This window comes from Bradyrhizobium sp. 26S5 (assembly GCF_036923295.1).
In the GTDB taxonomy this organism is placed as follows: domain Bacteria; phylum Pseudomonadota; class Alphaproteobacteria; order Rhizobiales; family Xanthobacteraceae; genus Bradyrhizobium; species Bradyrhizobium septentrionale.
In genome coordinates, this window is the sequence record NZ_CP145948.1 from 8,196,334 (window position 1) to 8,212,316 (window position 15,983).

Consider the following 15,983-nt stretch of genomic DNA (forward strand, 5'->3'; position numbering starts at 1 on the left):
CTCCGTCGGCGCCGACCGTTCTAGGCCGCCGCCTGCCCCAATCCGACCACCCGACTGGAATTTTGACCTGCATCAAAACGGAGCGCCGCGCCACCGTTTAGGATGGTCATCCGTCAGGATCGTGCAAATGGCAAACATAAGGGCTTGGCGCCCCATCATCTTCTCGTGTCCAAATACCGGCGATCGAGTTCAAGGCCTGCTACCTGCCGACGCATCCGAGCCCCTGGCTGACGAACTGCACTCGATCTCCTGCGCTGCCTGCGACGGCGTCCACTTCATCAATCTGCGAACCGGTGCCGTCGTCAGTCCCACGGGCAGCTAGCCTGGTCACGAGAACCAGCGCGGGCCGGAAGCCACCATCAAGTTGACGCGCGTCAACGCGCAGGCGCGGCTGGCATGAGAAACAATACTTCCCTCAACGAAGGATGTTGGACATGACAGACCATAGCGAAACCCGTCCCGTCTCCGACGCCGTCCAGAGCTACGCGAAGCGGGCGATGGCGGTCCAGTCGGAATTCTCGGAGAAACTGATCGATGCAAACCAGCACTGGTTGGAGCAGATCCAGATCGAATCGAACGAAGCTTGGGAGCTTTTCCGCAGGTTCAATTCCACCGCCTCGGCGGCCGAGAAGATCACTGCTCTGCAGGACTGGGCCAAAGGCGTCACCGCGCGCGGGGCGAACGACGCGACATACGCGATCGAGACCGCACGTTCGCTGGGTACGATCGAGCTGAACCTGTTTGCACGAAAGACCAGCGGCGTCGACGAGGCTATTCAGGAGGCAGCCTGACGTGCCAACACGCGACGCTCCAGAACGCCAAGAGGCCGGCGTCAGCGCGACATGGGAGGGGGTCGCAACGGCCCCCTTCGGTCGAGATCTTGAACTCGCCGTGATCGAAGGCAACGCCATTCACAAGCTCGTCTTTCCATGCCGCCGCATCCCGGGCGGCTGGGTAAAGGCGGAGACCGCAGAACGCATCCTGGTGCAGCCGACGCATTGGCGTGTCTGGATCAGATAGACCTGTCCCCGCCGCCGTGGCCGGCTCGTGCCGAGCGGCCGGTGGCTTCGGCCGCCCGAACGTTGTAGTATCGATCCAGCTGAGGGCTTCGCCGGGGAAATATGTCCGATCGCATCTGGTACCGCTATGGCACTGCCGTGGCAGCGGCCGCGCTCGTATTCGCGGTCCGCGCGGGGCTTGATAGTTATTTCGAAGACCGGACCTTCACGATCATCTACGTGCCCGCCGTGCTGTTTGCCGCTTTCGCCGGCGGTCGCGGCCCAGCGATCGTCACCACCCTGCTCTGCCTCGTCATCAGCGCTAAATTCCTCGGGACAAGCTTGGTCACTGAACCTGCGAATCTGATGGATATCGCTTGCTTTGCGATCCTCGGCCCGATCCTCGGCTTCATGGGTGACCGGCTCTTGAGGGAAAGCGATCAGGCGCAAAATCGCCATGCCCATCTGCAATCGATTCTGGACACGGTCCCTGACGCGATGATCGTCATCGACGACCACGGCATCATTCGCTCCTTCAGCGCGGCAGCCGAGCGTTTGTTTGGCTGGAAAGCGGACCAAGTCGTCGGAAAGAACATCTCGAGCCTGATGCCCCAGCCCTATCGCGGCGAGCACGACCGGTATCTCGAACGTTACCTTACGACGGGCGAACGGCGCATCATCGGCATTGGCCGGATCGTGGTCGGAGAACGGAGCGACGGCTCGACCTTTCCGATGGAGCTCGCCGTCGGCGAGGCCAAGGTACGCGGAGAACGCTTTTTCACCGGCTTTATCCGCGATCTCACCGAGCGCCGTGCGCAGGAACGGCGGCTTCAGGAACTGCAGTCCGAGCTGGTCCATGTGTCGCGACTGACCGCCATGGGCGAGATGGCGTCCTCAATCGCGCATGAAATCAACCAGCCGCTATCAGCCATTACGAACTACATGCGCGGTGCGAGGACACTGCTGGCGTCGGAAACACCGGACGCTACCCGCATTCGGGACGCACTCGAGCGGGCCGCGCAGCAAGCGCTACGGGCCGGCGACATCATCAAGCGTCTGCGCGAATTCGTCGCCAAGGGCGAGACCCAACACTCCCTGGAGAGCCCGGCCACCCTGCTTGAAGAAGCTGTCGCATTAGCGCTGCTCGGCGCCAAGGAGCAGGGCGTCAGGTTCGCGATCCGCAGCGACCGGGACATGCCCTCGATCATCGTCGACAAGATCCAGATTCAGCAGGTCGTGCTCAACCTGATTCGCAATGCGATCGAGGCGATGGCCTCCAGCCCGCGCCGCGAATTGACCGTCGGCGTCACCAAGACTAACGGTGTAGCTACGTTCACCATTGCCGATACCGGTCCGGGCATCAGCCCTGACATCGCCGACCGCCTGTTTCAGCCCTTTATCACGACAAAGGAACATGGCATGGGCGTCGGCCTCTCGATCTGCCGGACCATCATCGAATCCCATGGTGGACGCATCGATGTGATGCCAAACTCCGGAGGCGGCACGGTTTTTCAGTTCATCCTCCCGTTCGCGGAGGACGGAGAAGAAGCATGACGACGCGGCGTACAATTCTTGTCATCGACGACGATCCGGCGATGCGGGACTCACTGGCATTCCTGCTCGATGTCAACGGCTTTGCCGTAACGACTTATGAGACGGCAACCAGTTTTCTCGACCATCTCAAGAGCAGTACGGTCGACTGCATCGTATCCGACATACGCATGCCCGGCATGAGCGGCCTCGAACTGGTCCGCAAACTCGAGGCTGGCGCAGCGGCATGCCCCGTCATTCTGATGACTGGCCATGGCGACGTCGCACTTGCGGTCGAGGCGATGAAGGCTGGCGCGGTTGACTTCATCGAAAAGCCGTTCGAGGACGACGCGCTGTTGCGTGCGATCCGCGAGGCCCTGCAAACACAGTCAGCAGCACCGGCCGACGAAACGGTCAAGCGCGACGCTGAAGCTCGTCTGGTGGACCTCTCGCCGCGCGAACGTGATGTATTGCGAGGGCTCGTGGCGGGCAAGATCAACAAGGTGATCGCCCATGACCTTGGCATCAGCCCGCGCACGGTCGAGGTTTACCGAGCGAACCTGATGGCCAAGACCAATGCGCGCAGCATGTCGGAGCTGATGCGGATCGCGATCGCTGCCGGCCTCTAGCCTTAAGCTGCTGCCGAACGCGCGCACTCGCTCGAGAGTACCGCAGCCAACTTCTGCTCGGTTTCGGGCGACAGATTCAGGTTAATCAATACCGAGCCGGGATCCATACGCGCGACGACACCGCCAAGTCGGAACGAGAGCCCATCAATCGCCAGTTCAACGGGCTCGCCTGTCGCTGCGTCCGGCAATGCGCACTCGATCGATACCGCCTCCATCGACACGTCGCGGACCTCGATACGCTTCGTCTCGCTGCGCCAGACCAAGGTACCGGATCGTCGAAGCGCAACGCGTGACGAGCGCCGACGATCAACATCGGTAATCGACGTACGAATGACACGGATAAGCGTCGTGCGCCGCTCGGCCACTTTCTCGGCAATTGCCGTTGATCCGTTGTGCATCTCCGACGCACGTCGGCCGGTTTCAACCGCTTCGGCAGACACCGAGGCAATTTGAGACGCCACCTCGCGGGCAGCGTGCGAGGTCTCTTCGACCGTCCGCGATATATCGGCCGTGACGACGTTTTGCTCCTCGACCGCGGCTGAGATTGCGGCTGATACGGATTCGACGCTGCGAATGACCTCACCAATGGTGCTCATGGACGCAACCGAAGCATGCGTTGCCTCCTGGATCTCGGTGATTTGCTGCGCGATCTCGTTTGTTGCCCTCGCGGTCTGTTCGGCCAGCGACTTCACCTCGGCCGCAACGACTGCGAAACCGCGACCAGCAGCTCCGGCCCGCGCGGCTTCGATCGTCGCGTTCAATGCCAGGAGATTTGTCTGGCCGGCAATTTCGCTGATCAGGCTCGTCACAGTTCCAACCTTCGAAGCAGCTTCCGACAGCTTGACGATTGTCGCCTGGGCTTGTGTCGATGCCGTCACAGCCTCCAGCGTCAACGAACGCGACGCTCCCACTTGATCGGCGATCTGCGATATCGAAGTAGCCAGCTGGGAAGATGCTCTTGCGACCGTCTGGGCGTTGGCGAGCGCCTCCTCGGCAGCCGCTGCAACGCTACTGCTGTTTCTCTCCAGCATCAGCGCCGTATCCCTCATCATGGACGCGTTTCTTGTCATGCGATCCGTGCCGGACGCAACTTCGCCGACAGCGACCTTGGTGGCATTTTCGACGTTCGCGGCCATCTGCTGCAGCGCCAATGCCCGGGCTTCCTCGGTAGCGCGCCGCCTTTCCTCGTCTTGCCTCGCCTCTTCGCGAACTTTCTCGGCAGCTCTGGCCCTGAACTGTTCGATCGAGCGTGCCATGTCGCCCAGCTCATCGGGCCGCCCGAGCCCAGGGAGTTTCATATCGAAGTCACCCCCGCTCAAACGGTTGAGGGCGCCCGTCATTGTAACCAGAGCTCTGGATATCCGTCGCGCAAGCAACAGAGTTATCAGCCCGACGGAAATAACGATTGCCGCAGCAACGATGACGATGCTTCGCGCCCGTTCCCAGAGCTGAGCCTGGAGATCGTCCATGTACACGCCTGTCCCGATGACCCAATTCCACGGTTGAAAGCCCGCGACAAACGACAGCTTCGGTTGCGGTGTATCCAAGCCCGGCTTAGGCCATTGATAGTCGACAAACCCCTCGCCCTTTTGCTTCACGGTTTCGACAAACTCCCCCACGATTGGCGGCGGCGTCATGTTCCTCCTGCGCGATGCTCAGGGCCAACTGAGTAAGGTGCTTCAATTCACCCTGCCGCTGCGCGCGCAACGCATCTGCCAGATTGCTTGCCTGGATAGCGGCCAGCCCGGTCAGCCCGCAAAAGCTCAGCCCAACAATTGCGTAGATGCGCTGCGCCAGAGAGATCCTGAAATTCATCGCTTTTCACCAACTGATTTAATGCAAACGGGTTACCCGATCTGACCTAGGCACGCGCAAGTCAATATGGGATCACCTGAGCCGGTGCGGACTATTGAGCCGCAAGATTTAACTCACGTAAAATCCCCTATCGGAATTCTGCAGCAGAGCTCATTTTTCGCATAGCGACGAACAGGGCGATCGATCGCCAACGATGTGAGCCGGCATCAATCGCCGATGAGCGCTCGCGCATGCTGTCGCGCGACCGCAAGGCGACCAAGCAGCCGGTCGTGCTGCTGCTGCAGCTTCGTCCTGGCCGCTCCGGCCGGATACCCGGCGACCAAGCCGCTGATCTGGAGCAGTTGCAGTTCGAGCATCAACAACACGCGGCGGACGGAATGGCGAATGTCCGCTCCCGACGCCACCTCTTCGTGGTTCGCCCGGCGCGATTCCGGAAAGTGCACGAGGTTTCCCATTGCCCTGACCAGCCCATATTCGAGACGAGGAAGCTCAATGGCAAGCAAGCCCCCCTTTCGAGGCCACCAACAGCAACGAAATGCGCCTATTCCGCCTTGATCCGGGTCAAACGAAATGAGCTGAAGCAGTTCAAGATAGCTGTCATCGCACAATGCTTTGCTGAGTGACGTCGACCGAACGAGAAAGGGGCATCAATGGACGGGATCACGCATTTCATTGCCCTGCCGTACGACCGGACCGATGGCGGGCTCGTTCCGGGCCAGCAGGCCAAGTGCGGCAGTCCTGCAGCGGCGATAGAGCATGCCAAGCACTTATGGAAGACATTCGGCCACGCTGGTGCCGCAGCTGTCGTCTGTACCGGCTATCCGGAGACGAGAACCACCGTGCTGAGGACATATGGAATGGTGCCAAACGACCTGGAGCAAGAGCAATCCGCCCCCCATTTGCGGTAATGAGCAATCTGAGATTCCTTGCGCTGGCTCAAATCGCCGCGGGCCGCTGCATGCTTACATAAAGTTACTAGGACGAGCACCCCATACTCCCGGGAGGTTGTCTCGATATTTAATGCCCGGCTCTCTTTTGCCGGGCATCTTTTTGTCCCGCCGGGTGAGCTGACGACAGAGCGCAGGCACGTCAGTGGGAACGTTGACGATCCGGTCCGAATTGGCGTGCATCTTTGAGCTGGCTCAAGCCATTCCCGTCATATTCGCCCTCTAACGTGGAACCGATAGCGGCGTCCGAGGTCATCCCTTACTCCCAGGAGAGCGACATGCAATCTGCGACCACTCCAAACGAGCAAGCACGCACGGATGATCTTGAGCTGCTCGATCGCTATTGGCGAGCCGCCAATTATCTCTCCGTTGGACAGATCTATCTGCTGGCGAATCCCCTCCTGAAGGAGCCGCTGAAGCCCGAGCACATCAAGCCGCGCCTACTTGGACATTGGGGCACCACGCCGGGGCTCAATTTCATCTATGCCCACCTCAATCGCGCGATCCGAGCCTCCGACCTCAACGTCATCTACGTCTGCGGTCCCGGCCATGGCGGTCCCGGCATGGTCGCGAACACCTATCTCGAAGGCACGTACACGGAAATTTACCCGGAGGTGACGCGCGACGCGGACGGCTTGCGCAAGCTGTTCCGCCAGTTCTCCTTCCCCGGCGGTATTCCGAGCCACGCGGCGCCGGAGACGCCCGGCTCGATCCACGAAGGCGGTGAGCTCGGCTATGCACTGGTTCACGCGTATGGCGCAGTGTTCGACAACCCCCATTTGATTGCCGTTTGCGTCGTCGGTGACGGCGAGGCGGAAACCGGCCCGCTCGCGGCGTCCTGGCATTCCAACAAGTTCTTGAACCCGGTGCATGACGGAGCAGTGCTGCCAATCCTGCACCTCAATGGCTACAAGATCGCCAATCCCACCTTGCTGGGGCGGATGGATGACGAGGAAGTCCACAACCTCTTCGCTGGCTATGGCTATGAGCCGCTATTCGTCGAAGGCGACGATCCGCATGCCATGCATCGGTTGATGGCCGACACGCTCGACACCGCGCTCGCCGGCATCCGCTCGATCCAGCAAGCCGCGCGCCAGCAGACCAGTGGCTTTAAGCGATCGCGATGGCCGATGATCGTGCTGCGCAGTCCGAAGGGCTGGACCGGACCGAAGGAAGTCGACGGGCTGAAGGTTGAAGGCTTCTGGCGTGCACATCAGGTGCCGATCGCCAACCCGCGCGGCAACCGTGAGCATCTGAAACTGCTCGAACATTGGATGAGCACCTACGAGCCCGACAAGCTGTTCGATTCGAACGGCCGGCTCGTACCTGAACTGCAAGCCCTTGCGCCCGCAGGCGACCGTCGGATGGGGGCCAACCCGCACGCCAACGGGGGCCTCCTGAAGCGGGAATTGAAGCTGCCGGATTTCCGTGCGCATGGGGTCGAGGTCACCGCTCCGGGCGACGCCGTCGCCGAAGCGACGCGAGAACTCGGCAAGTTCTTGCGGGAGGTCGTAGAGCTGAATGCGGAGGCCCGCAATTTCCGCATCATGGGTCCGGACGAAACCGCATCCAACCGGCTCGACGCGGTCTTCGGGGCCACCGACCGGGTCTGGATGGAGGGCATCGAACCTTATGACGTCCACCTCGCCCATGACGGCCGCGTGATGGAGGTCCTGAGCGAGCATCTCTGCCAAGGCTGGCTCGAGGGCTACCTGCTTACCGGCCGCCACGGCTTCTTCTCCTGCTATGAGGCCTTCATCCACATCGTGGATTCGATGTTCAACCAGCATGCCAAATGGCTGAAGGTCTCGCGGGCGCTACCCTGGCGGCGGCCGATCGCGTCGCTGAACTATCTCCTCACCTCGCATGTCTGGCGTCAGGACCACAATGGATTCAGTCATCAGGATCCCGGCTTCGTCGATCTCGTCACCAACAAGAAGGCCGACATCGTCCGTGTCTACTTCCCGCCTGATGCGAACACCCTGCTCTGGGTCGCAGACCACTGCCTGCGCACCTATGACCGCATCAATGTGATTGTCGCCGGCAAGCAACCCGCGCCGCAATGGCTCTCGATGCGCGACGCGATCACCCATTGCGAGGCGGGCATCGGCATCTGGAAATGGGCCGGAACCGAAGCAGTCGGCACCGAACCAGACGTGGTGATGGCCTGCGCCGGCGACGTTCCGACGCTGGAGACGCTCGCCGCCGTCGATCTGCTCCGCAAGGCGCTGCCGCAGTTGAAGATCCGCGTCGTCAACGTGGTCGACCTGATGACGCTGCAGCCGACGGAGCAGCATCCGCACGGCCTGTCCGAGCGCGACTTCGACAGCCTGTTCACCCGCGACAAGCCTGTCATCTTCGCCTATCACGGCTATCCCTATCTGATCCATCGCCTGACCTACAGCCGCACCAATCACGACGGAATGCACGTGCGGGGCTTTGCGGAGGAAGGCACCACCACGACGCCATTCGACATGGTGGTATTGAACGGCCTCGACCGCTTCCATCTCGCCATCGAAGCAATCGAACGCGTGCCCGGGCTCGACATCGCGGCCGCTCACGTCAAACAGCAGTTCCGTGACGCCCTGATCGGGCATACGCGCTACGTGCGCGAGCATGGCGAGGACATGCCGCAGATCCGTGACTGGGTCTGGCCCTACGGCACGACAGGCCATAAATCCGTTGACTGAGGCAGCGAATACGCGAGGGAGTCCGTCTATGTGCGACAGCGTCCTGGTTCTCAACGCCGGCTCGTCCAGCATCAAGTTCGGCCTGTTCGACGTCGCGCCGGCCGAGCCAAAGCTGCAATGCAAGGGCCTGCTTGACGAGCAGGAGAAGACCCCGCGCATCGTGGTGAGCGATGACTCGGGCAACCAGCTGTTCGAGAAGCGCCGCGCAAGCGGCACGTTGGAAGACAACGGTCTGTTCGGCGATATCTTTGCCTGGATCGAGGACTATCTCGACGGCGGCAGGCTCGCCGCGGTCGGCCATCGCATCGTCCATGGCGGGCGCGAGTTCTACGGGCCGGTCGTCATCGCAGGGCAGACTCTCGCTGCGCTGGAGGCGTTGACGCCGCTGGCGCCGCTGCACCAGCCGCGCTGTCTGGCGCCGGTCCGGGCCGTACTGTCGCTGCAGCCGGAGCTGACGCAGATCGCCTGCTTCGATACGGCTTTCCATCACCGCCTGGCGCCGCCAGTGAGCCGCTTTGCCATTCCGCGGCAATTTGAGGAGCGCGGCATCCGCCGCTACGGCTTCCACGGCCTCTCCTTCGAATACGTCGCCAGCCGGCTCGCCGCGATCGCGCCGCAATCGGCCGACAAGCGCGTCGTCGTGGCACACCTCGGCAATGGTGCGAGCCTCTGCGCCTTGCGAAAGGGCGACAGTGTCGACACCACAATGGGATTGACCCCACTCGACGGTCTCGTGATGGGGACCCGCTGTGGAACGATCGACCCCGGCGTGCTGCTTTATCTCATGCAGGAAGAGAAAATGTCGGTCGACGACGTGCAGCACCTGCTCTACGAACGTTCGGGTCTGCTCGGCGTCTCCGGGGTGTCAGCCGACATGCGCGCCCTGCTGGCGAGCCACGATCCTGCGGCTCGCGAAGCCGTCGATCTCTTCACATTTCGTGTCGCCGCAGAAGTCGCCGTGATGGCAAATACCCTCGCCGGTCTCGATGGCCTGGTATTCACCGGCGGCATCGGTGAGCACGCCCCGGAAATCCGTCAGAGCATCTGCGATCGCCTCTCCTGGCTCGGGGTCAGCATCGATGCAGCCGCAAATTCTCAGGGCGCGCAGCGTATCGCCGCGAAGGGCAGCCCGGTCGATGTTCTGGTCATTCCGACCAATGAGGAAGTCAGTATTGCCCGCCATTGCCACAGCCTGCTGGTCACAGCTCGCTAGGTCGCGACGACCTTGGCTTGGCAGCAGCCGCCGAGCAAATCTGATCCAGGACGTTCGTTGTGGGACCCTGCAACGATCTGGTTCAGTCCGTCGCCGCAACCCACATCACGAGCTCCCTTGCGAGGGCGCCGAAAGCCTTATCGAAGGCAGCGGCCGCCTCGGACGGTGTCAGCGAGCTAATTGCTTCGGATCCCTCGAGAAGCTTCGCAGCCTTTACCTGACCATTTCGATCCACGATCTTCGCGGACAGAGAGATCGTCGCGCGCGGTTGAGGCCCCTGCACAATTTCGAACCGGCGCAGGTCGATCAGCAGACGCGGCGCACCTTCTATGCCGCTGTCGGTGCGCAGTGGCGCATGCTCGACGTCATAATTCTCGAAGCTCTGCAGCAACCGCGCCTGCACCAGCACCGGGAGACTGTCGCTCCACTGCGCACCTTCGAATCCCTGGGTTTCCTCATCGGGCGTGAACAAAAAGCGCTGAGTCTGGAGGCGGGCGATCGCGGTCGGCTCCGCCATCACCAGCTGCACAGGCAGATTCGCATGGCGTTGCGCCCCGAATCCGTCCACCGCGTGAAGGTCGTACGCTACCTTGCGCGGCGCGGGCGCACCGCCGGTCATGCGCTCAAGTCCGGCCACGATTCCATCGAGCTTCGGCGTGTTTCGCGCGAGGCCTTCGGCGAGCGTGCTGAGATTGTCGATCGTGCTGTGCAGCGGCGCGGCGTTGTCGGACAGGACGGCATCGACCCTGCGTAGCGCATCGCGGGCGGCCTGCGTCATGCTCCGCCCGGCGCCCTTTTCGGCCACCAGCGGTTCGCGTGCCGGCGGCGCCTGGGAGTCATCTCCGCCTTCCAGCGCAATCACCGGAACACCGGTCAATCCCTGGAAATCGAGGCCGACACGCGTGTCGGTGTGCACGGGCGTGCGCTCGGCGACTGCGATCCTGGCGCGAACCTCGCGCGGGCGTTCCGGAACCAGTTCAAGGGCTGTGACCTCACCGACGCGGATGCCATTGAAGAGAACGCCTGCCCCGACGAGCAGACCCGGCACTGGGTCGGTAAAGACGAGCTGATATGTCTCCCGCTTTCCGATTCCACCGAAATTGTTCAGCCAGTAGACGAAGCCGAACACGGCGACGATTGCCGACAATACGAATGCACCGACGATAATGTAGGGCGCGCGGATTTCCATTTTGCGTCTCTCTCTGCCTAGTTGCCGAGGCCCAGCTTCTGCGCCCGAGCTCCATGAAAATAGGCCTGGACCCAGGGATGATCGGACTTGAGCACCGATGACAGCCGCCCGATTGCTGCGATCCTGCCGTCGGCAAGCGCGGCGACGCGGTCGCAGATGGCTTGCAGACTGTTCAAGTCGTGCGTCACCATGAACACGGTGAAACGCAGCGTCCGATGCAGCGTCCGGATCAAGGTATCGAATTCGCCCGCAGCGATGGGATCGAGACCGGACGTTGGCTCATCGAGAAACAACAGCGAGGGGTCGAGCGCCAGTGCCCGCGCGAGCGCAACCCGCTTGGTCATGCCGCCCGAGAGCTCGGACGGATACTTGTCCCCGTCTTCGCGCGTCAGGCCGACCATCTCGAGCTTGGCGTCCCCAATTTCGTCCAGCAGCCCTGGCGACAGCCGCGCGCACTCGCGCAGCGGAAACTGGATGTTCTGGCGAGCCGTCAAGGCCGAGAACAGCGCCCCCTGCTGGAACAGCACGCCCCAGCGGCGTTCGTCGTCGCTGGCGCCCGCGAAATCAATCTGCCCGCTCCGCTTCGGAAGCAAACCGACCAATGTCCGCATCAGCACCGACTTTCCGCCGCCGGACGCGCCCACGAGGCCGAGAATTTCGCCGTCGTTCACGTCGAGATCGAGATGATCGAGAATGATCTTCTCGCCGAAGCCGACCACGAGGTCGCGGATATGGATCGCTGGCGCGTCGACCATGGCTACATCCCGATCGAAGCGAAGAAGACCGCGAACAACCCGTCGAGCACGATCACCAGGAAGATCGATTTCACGACCGACGCCGTCGTCTGCTGCCCCAACGACTCCGCGCTGCCCTTGACGCTCAATCCCTCCACCGCCGCGACAAGCCCGATCACGAGTGCCATGAATGGCGCCTTGATGATGCCGACCTCGAAATGAGTGACCGAAACCGCGTCGTGAAGGCGTGCGATGAAGATCGCTGGACTCATGCCACCATAGAGCCAGGCGATGAGCCCGCCGCCATAGAGCGCTGCGAGCGAGCCGATAAAGGCGAGAATCGGCAGCGCCACCACCAGTGCCAGGATCCGCGGCAGGATCAGGACTGCGATAGGATCGAGCCCCATGGTGCTGAGGGCATCGATCTCCTCGCGCATCTTCATCGCACCGATCTCGGCGGTATAGGCACTGCCAGAGCGTCCGGCGACCATGATGGCCACGATCAGCACGCCAATCTCGCGCAGCACGAGGATGCCAACCATGTCGACGACGTAGGATTCCGCACCGAAGCGGCGAAAATGGAAGATGCCTTGCTGAGCAATGATGGCGCCGATCAGGAACGTGATCAGCACCATGATCGGCACCGCTTGCCAGCCCACCCGGCCGAACTGATAGACGGTCGACGTCAGTCGGAACGATCGCGGATGCCTGAGAATGCCGAGCAACGCTGCGCTGAAGGCGCCGAGCATATGCAGGAATGCCGCCGAATCGGACGCCAGCCGCCTGCTGCCGCGGCCAAGCTGATCGAGCCTCTGCAGCACGGGATTGACCGATCTGCGTTCGGCGGGGCCGGAACGGTTCAGTCCTCGTACCTCTTCCAGCAGGTCGCCATATGGACCATCGGCACCGGTGAGCGCTGCCCTGGTGCCACCGCCGCGGGCCAGCCTTTCGAGCAGCCAAGCCCCCACCGTGTCGAGCGCAGTGACGCGACGCAGATCAATCGCCCCAATGTCGGCGCGCGCCGCCCCCTCGCACAGCCGCTCCAGCCGCTCGACATTGGCAACGTTCCAGGCCCCACATGCGGTAAACACGCGCGGATCGTCCGCATTCGCTGAAAGTGCCGGGGCGTTGAGCAAGATTCGGACTCCAATTTACAGGTCACCTTAGGCTGCTGGAGACGGCTGTGTTTGACCCAGCGCAACCGGCCTCACCGTGTGCTCCCAGACATGCGCTTGACCCAAATCAACGGCTTGGCGAGCCGCAGGACTAGAATTGAATAGGTTGCCGGGCAGCCTCGGACATGTTCAGGGAGATTTCTGATGAATCGCGCCGCCTTCACGCCTCTCCAAAACACTGTGTTGCCGCACTCGTTCAGGCAGGATCGGCTCGAACGCGCGCGCGAGCACGATCACCCCGAGGGCGCGTCCGCGATCGGCTATATCATCGTCGCCCCGCTCGACACGGCGTCGCGGATCGATGTCGAAGCCTGGAAAGCCCACCGCGAGGCCTGCCGCGTCGTTCGCCAGCGCCCCGCGGAAGACGATCAGCTCGGTCACCTCGTTCATGGTCCGGGCAGCAACTGGCGCTTCCACTACGACGTGGCTGGTTCGACAGCCGATGAAGCCGGCCATCATTTCGGCAATGAGCGCTTCCGGCTCGGCGAGTATGTCTCCGTCCGCGAGGCGGATGGCATGCATCCCTATCGTGTCGTTGCCGTCACGCCGCTTTGATCGCGACTGCGCCGGATCAGAATGTCGGCCCCCAAGGCATCCACCACCGGAAGGGAGAGGTCGAGGACGACATTGACGATCCGGTGGTCGGTCGGCTCTGTCACGGCCGTGACCCCGAGCTCATGGCACATGTTCAGCATGGTGGTGTTCTCGGCCAGCACTTCACCTGACAGCCGCTTCAGCCCTTCCGACCGCGCATACTGAATCAGAAGCTGCATCAGCGCCCACCCAAATCCTCTGCCCTTGAGATCGGACTGCAACAGGATAGCGTACTCGGCATTCTCGTAGAGCGAGTCCGAATGAAGCTGGACTGCTCCCACCATAGCGCCGGTGCTCGGATCCAGCGCCGTAAAGGCCATCGCACGCGCGTAGTCGAGTTGGGTCAGCCGCGCAATGAACGCGTGCGAGAAATTCTTCATCGCCTGAAAGAAACGAAGCCTGAGATCTTCGGCGGTCACTCGCTTGAAGAAGCTCTCCACCATGGGCTCATCCTCCGGCCGCAACGGCCGCACCACGACGCGCGAGCCATCCCTCAGGGCAAGCTCACCCTCCCACTGCGACGGATAGGGCCGCACTGCGAGACGGGTCTGGCCGGCAAACAGCCGCGCGGGCTTACGGATTGCGACGCGCGCGTCGAGCGCCAGCACGCCGGTTTCATCCGCCAGCAGCGGATTGATATCGAGCTCTGCGACTTCCGGAATATCGGCCGCCATCTGCGCCAGCTTGACGAGGGTAAGCGGGACGAAATTTTCCGGAACGGCAGGTACGTCGCGGTAGGCGGCAAGCAGCCGCGAGACCCGGGTGCGGCCCATGAGGTCGCGTGCCAGGTTCATGTCGAGGGGTGGCAGCGCCAACGCCTTGTCGTCGATCACCTCGACCGCGGTCCCACCGCGGCCAAACACGATGACCGGACCGAAGGTCGGATCGTCGGCAATGCCGAGGATCAGCTCACGTGCCGCCCGCCGCTCGATCATGGGCTGGATCGTCACACCTTGCAGGGCAGCATCCGGCCGCGCGGCACGAGCGCGCGCCAGCACCGTTCTGGCCGCCTCTACGACGCTCTCGCGAGTCCGCAAGCCGAGAATGACACCGCCGATGTCCGACTTGTGCCTGATGTCGCGAGAGAACAGCTTCACCACTACGGCAAGCCCTTGCGCAAGAAAGGGCGAGGCCTTGTCCACGGCTTCGTCGGCATCACGGGCCACAACGGTTGGAACGATCGGAATCTCGTACGCCTTGAACAGGGCCACGATTTCAACAGGGTCAAGCCATCCTCGCCCCTCGGACAGCGCTTTCGCAATCATGCGCCGTGCTGCTACCGTCTCCGGCGCAAACGTCGCGGCGATACTGGGCGGAGTTGCGGCCAACGCGTTGGAGGCCTCGCGATATCTCACCAAGTACATGAAAGCGCGCACCGCGTCATCTTCAGTGGGAAAATGCGGGACGCGGGCAGCCTCGAAGGTTGTCGCGGTGCGCTCATCGGCACCATCCCACGATGCAAGCACCAGCGCGGCAACGTCAATCTTCCTGGTCCGACGTTCACGAACACATTGTGCCACCGCTTCGGCGATTCCTTCGGTCGGCGCGACCGCCGTTTCCACGTTCATGACCAGCACGGCGTCGCTGTTAGTGTCCTCGAGCAATGCGTCGAGCGCCGACACGTAGCGGGCAGCATCGGCGTCACCGGAGATATCGACGGGGTTGGCGCGAGACCAGCCTTGTGGCAGAACCCGATCGAGCGCCGCAATCGTCTCCGCCGACAAACTCGCCGGAACGCCCCCGAGCTCAACCAGCCGGTCGATCGCGAGGATGCCGAGCCCACCGCCATTGGTCAGGATCGACAGCCGGTTGCCGCGCGGAACGAAGCCGCGGCCAAGCAATTCGGCGCAGTCGAACAATTCCCGAAGGTCGTACACGCGCAGCATGCCGGCCCGGCGGAACGCCGCGTCATAGACTGCGTCCGAACCGGCCAGCGCGCCGGTATGGGTGGCCGCGGCCTTGGCGCCCTGCGCCATCCGGCCTGCTTTCACGACAATCAGCGGTTTGAGCCGCGCCGCGGCACGGGCGGCCGACATGAACTTACGCGCATCCTTGACGGCCTCGATGTAGAGCAGGATCGCGCTGGTGTGATCGTCCTGCGCGAAATAGTCGAGCAAATCAGCGACATCGACCATTGTATCGATCGGAGACCAGCTCGATGCGATAGTCCTTGTCCTTCTCCTTGCGCTCACTCTTCTTGTCACCCCGGATCGTGAGCGTATTGTCGGCGAGATTGAGCTGAACGTCCTTGGTCTCGAGGCCAGGCAGCTCGGCGGAGATCTCGACGGTCTTGTCGGTCTCGCTGACGTCCATGCGCAGCATCATCGCCTGCGGCGCGGCGAACGCCGGGAAATTGCGGCCGAATCCGTCGAACAGCCGGTCGATCTCCTGCTGCAGAAACGTGAAGGGGTTGTTTTCCCGCCGCGCCATGGCGCGCTCGGTTCTAACGGGGATCACTTCGTTAGCCAT

Annotated in this window: 15 protein-coding genes; 9 read left to right on the forward strand and 6 right to left on the reverse strand. The window is 62.4% G+C overall.

Features of this window, described 5'->3' with window-relative positions; translation table 11 throughout:
- Positions 1-434: 434 nt before the first annotated feature.
- From V5279_RS38810 to fixJ, 3 genes are all read left to right on the forward strand, one after another.
- Positions 435-791, forward strand: a complete 357-nt coding sequence (locus V5279_RS38810) for a hypothetical protein (RefSeq protein WP_338701623.1) — start codon at positions 435-437, stop codon at positions 789-791.
- Positions 792-1,121: 330 nt separating this feature from the next.
- Entirely contained in the window at positions 1,122-2,552 is a 1,431-nt protein-coding gene (locus tag V5279_RS38815; protein WP_338692160.1) for a PAS domain S-box protein, read from the forward strand.
- Complete coding sequence (gene fixJ, locus V5279_RS38820) at positions 2,549-3,157, forward strand: response regulator FixJ (protein WP_338692161.1); 609 nt, start codon at positions 2,549-2,551, stop codon at positions 3,155-3,157. Before V5279_RS38815 ends, fixJ begins: the two co-directional genes overlap by 4 nt.
- A gap of 2 nt (positions 3,158-3,159) precedes the next feature.
- Here fixJ and V5279_RS38825 read toward each other — a convergent pair whose 3' ends face one another.
- Positions 3,160-4,794: a methyl-accepting chemotaxis protein gene (locus tag V5279_RS38825; RefSeq protein ID WP_338692162.1), complete on the reverse strand. Its 1,635-nt coding sequence runs from the start codon at positions 4,792-4,794 to the stop codon at positions 3,160-3,162.
- On the opposite strand from V5279_RS38825, the gene V5279_RS38830 reads away from it, so the two are divergent.
- The 5 genes from V5279_RS38830 to V5279_RS38850 all read left to right on the forward strand — a co-directional run bounded on the left by V5279_RS38830 (position 4,793) and on the right by V5279_RS38850 (position 9,822).
- Entirely contained in the window at positions 4,793-5,017 is a 225-nt protein-coding gene (locus V5279_RS38830; protein ID WP_338692163.1) for a hypothetical protein, read from the forward strand. The two genes, V5279_RS38825 and V5279_RS38830, sit on opposite strands and share 2 nt — an antisense overlap.
- A gap of 185 nt (positions 5,018-5,202) precedes the next feature.
- Complete coding sequence (locus V5279_RS38835) at positions 5,203-5,595, forward strand: hypothetical protein (protein WP_338692164.1); 393 nt, start codon at positions 5,203-5,205, stop codon at positions 5,593-5,595.
- Between the two features lie 27 nt (positions 5,596-5,622).
- Positions 5,623-5,880 carry a hypothetical protein gene (locus V5279_RS38840; RefSeq protein ID WP_338692165.1) on the forward strand — a complete coding sequence of 86 codons (258 nt, stop codon included), beginning with the start codon at positions 5,623-5,625 and terminating at the stop codon, positions 5,878-5,880.
- A 317-nt stretch (positions 5,881-6,197) separates the two neighbouring features.
- Positions 6,198-8,609, forward strand: coding sequence for a phosphoketolase family protein (locus tag V5279_RS38845; protein ID WP_338692166.1), 2,412 nt, complete (start codon positions 6,198-6,200; stop codon positions 8,607-8,609).
- 28 nt (positions 8,610-8,637) lie between these two features.
- Entirely contained in the window at positions 8,638-9,822 is a 1,185-nt protein-coding gene (locus V5279_RS38850) for an acetate/propionate family kinase (protein ID WP_338692167.1), read from the forward strand.
- Between the two features lie 82 nt (positions 9,823-9,904).
- Here V5279_RS38850 and V5279_RS38855 read toward each other — a convergent pair whose 3' ends face one another.
- From V5279_RS38855 to V5279_RS38865, 3 genes are read right to left on the reverse strand one after another with little or no spacing between them, the layout of a single operon-like run.
- Positions 9,905-11,011 carry an ABC-type transport auxiliary lipoprotein family protein gene (locus V5279_RS38855; protein WP_338692168.1) on the reverse strand — a complete coding sequence of 369 codons (1,107 nt, stop codon included), beginning with the start codon at positions 11,009-11,011 and terminating at the stop codon, positions 9,905-9,907.
- A gap of 17 nt (positions 11,012-11,028) precedes the next feature.
- Entirely contained in the window at positions 11,029-11,766 is a 738-nt protein-coding gene (locus tag V5279_RS38860; RefSeq protein ID WP_338692169.1) for an ABC transporter ATP-binding protein, read from the reverse strand.
- Positions 11,767-11,768: 2 nt separating this feature from the next.
- Positions 11,769-12,881 (reverse strand): ABC transporter permease, encoded by a 1,113-nt coding sequence (locus V5279_RS38865; protein ID WP_338692170.1) that lies wholly within the window; start codon positions 12,879-12,881, stop codon positions 11,769-11,771.
- Between the two features lie 183 nt (positions 12,882-13,064).
- On the opposite strand from V5279_RS38865, the gene V5279_RS38870 reads away from it, so the two are divergent.
- Positions 13,065-13,475, forward strand: coding sequence for a hypothetical protein (locus V5279_RS38870; RefSeq protein WP_338692171.1), 411 nt, complete (start codon positions 13,065-13,067; stop codon positions 13,473-13,475).
- On the opposite strand, the gene V5279_RS38875 is transcribed toward V5279_RS38870, so the two are convergent.
- Together V5279_RS38875 and V5279_RS38880 are read right to left on the reverse strand one after the other, a co-directional pair.
- Positions 13,445-15,649, reverse strand: coding sequence for a bifunctional acetate--CoA ligase family protein/GNAT family N-acetyltransferase (locus V5279_RS38875; RefSeq protein WP_414645875.1), 2,205 nt, complete (start codon positions 15,647-15,649; stop codon positions 13,445-13,447). The genes V5279_RS38870 and V5279_RS38875 overlap by 31 nt on opposite strands.
- On the reverse strand, positions 15,633-15,983 hold the full coding sequence (locus tag V5279_RS38880; protein ID WP_338692172.1) for an Hsp20/alpha crystallin family protein: 351 nt from the start codon (positions 15,981-15,983) through the stop codon (positions 15,633-15,635). Before V5279_RS38880 ends, V5279_RS38875 begins: the two co-directional genes overlap by 17 nt.

Excerpts from the sequence above, each read along its gene's own strand:
- V5279_RS38810 (WP_338701623.1), top strand. The coding sequence starts at position 435 with ATGACAGACCATAGCGAAACCCGTCCCGTCTCCGACGCCGTCCAGAGC.
- V5279_RS38815 (WP_338692160.1), top strand. The coding sequence starts at position 1,122 with ATGTCCGATCGCATCTGGTACCGCTATGGCACTGCCGTGGCAGCGGCC.
- fixJ (WP_338692161.1), top strand. The coding sequence starts at position 2,549 with ATGACGACGCGGCGTACAATTCTTGTCATCGACGACGATCCGGCGATG.
- V5279_RS38830 (WP_338692163.1), top strand. The coding sequence starts at position 4,793 with ATGTTCCTCCTGCGCGATGCTCAGGGCCAACTGAGTAAGGTGCTTCAA.
- V5279_RS38825 (WP_338692162.1), bottom strand. The coding sequence starts at position 4,794 with ATGACGCCGCCGCCAATCGTGGGGGAGTTTGTCGAAACCGTGAAGCAA.
- V5279_RS38835 (WP_338692164.1), top strand. The coding sequence starts at position 5,203 with ATGCTGTCGCGCGACCGCAAGGCGACCAAGCAGCCGGTCGTGCTGCTG.
- V5279_RS38840 (WP_338692165.1), top strand. The coding sequence starts at position 5,623 with ATGGACGGGATCACGCATTTCATTGCCCTGCCGTACGACCGGACCGAT.
- V5279_RS38845 (WP_338692166.1), top strand. The coding sequence starts at position 6,198 with ATGCAATCTGCGACCACTCCAAACGAGCAAGCACGCACGGATGATCTT.
- V5279_RS38850 (WP_338692167.1), top strand. The coding sequence starts at position 8,638 with ATGTGCGACAGCGTCCTGGTTCTCAACGCCGGCTCGTCCAGCATCAAG.
- V5279_RS38855 (WP_338692168.1), bottom strand. The coding sequence starts at position 11,011 with ATGGAAATCCGCGCGCCCTACATTATCGTCGGTGCATTCGTATTGTCG.
- V5279_RS38860 (WP_338692169.1), bottom strand. The coding sequence starts at position 11,766 with ATGGTCGACGCGCCAGCGATCCATATCCGCGACCTCGTGGTCGGCTTC.
- V5279_RS38870 (WP_338692171.1), top strand. The coding sequence starts at position 13,065 with ATGAATCGCGCCGCCTTCACGCCTCTCCAAAACACTGTGTTGCCGCAC.
- V5279_RS38875 (WP_414645875.1), bottom strand. The coding sequence starts at position 15,649 with ATGGTCGATGTCGCTGATTTGCTCGACTATTTCGCGCAGGACGATCAC.
- V5279_RS38880 (WP_338692172.1), bottom strand. The coding sequence starts at position 15,983 with ATGGCTAACGAAGTGATCCCCGTTAGAACCGAGCGCGCCATGGCGCGG.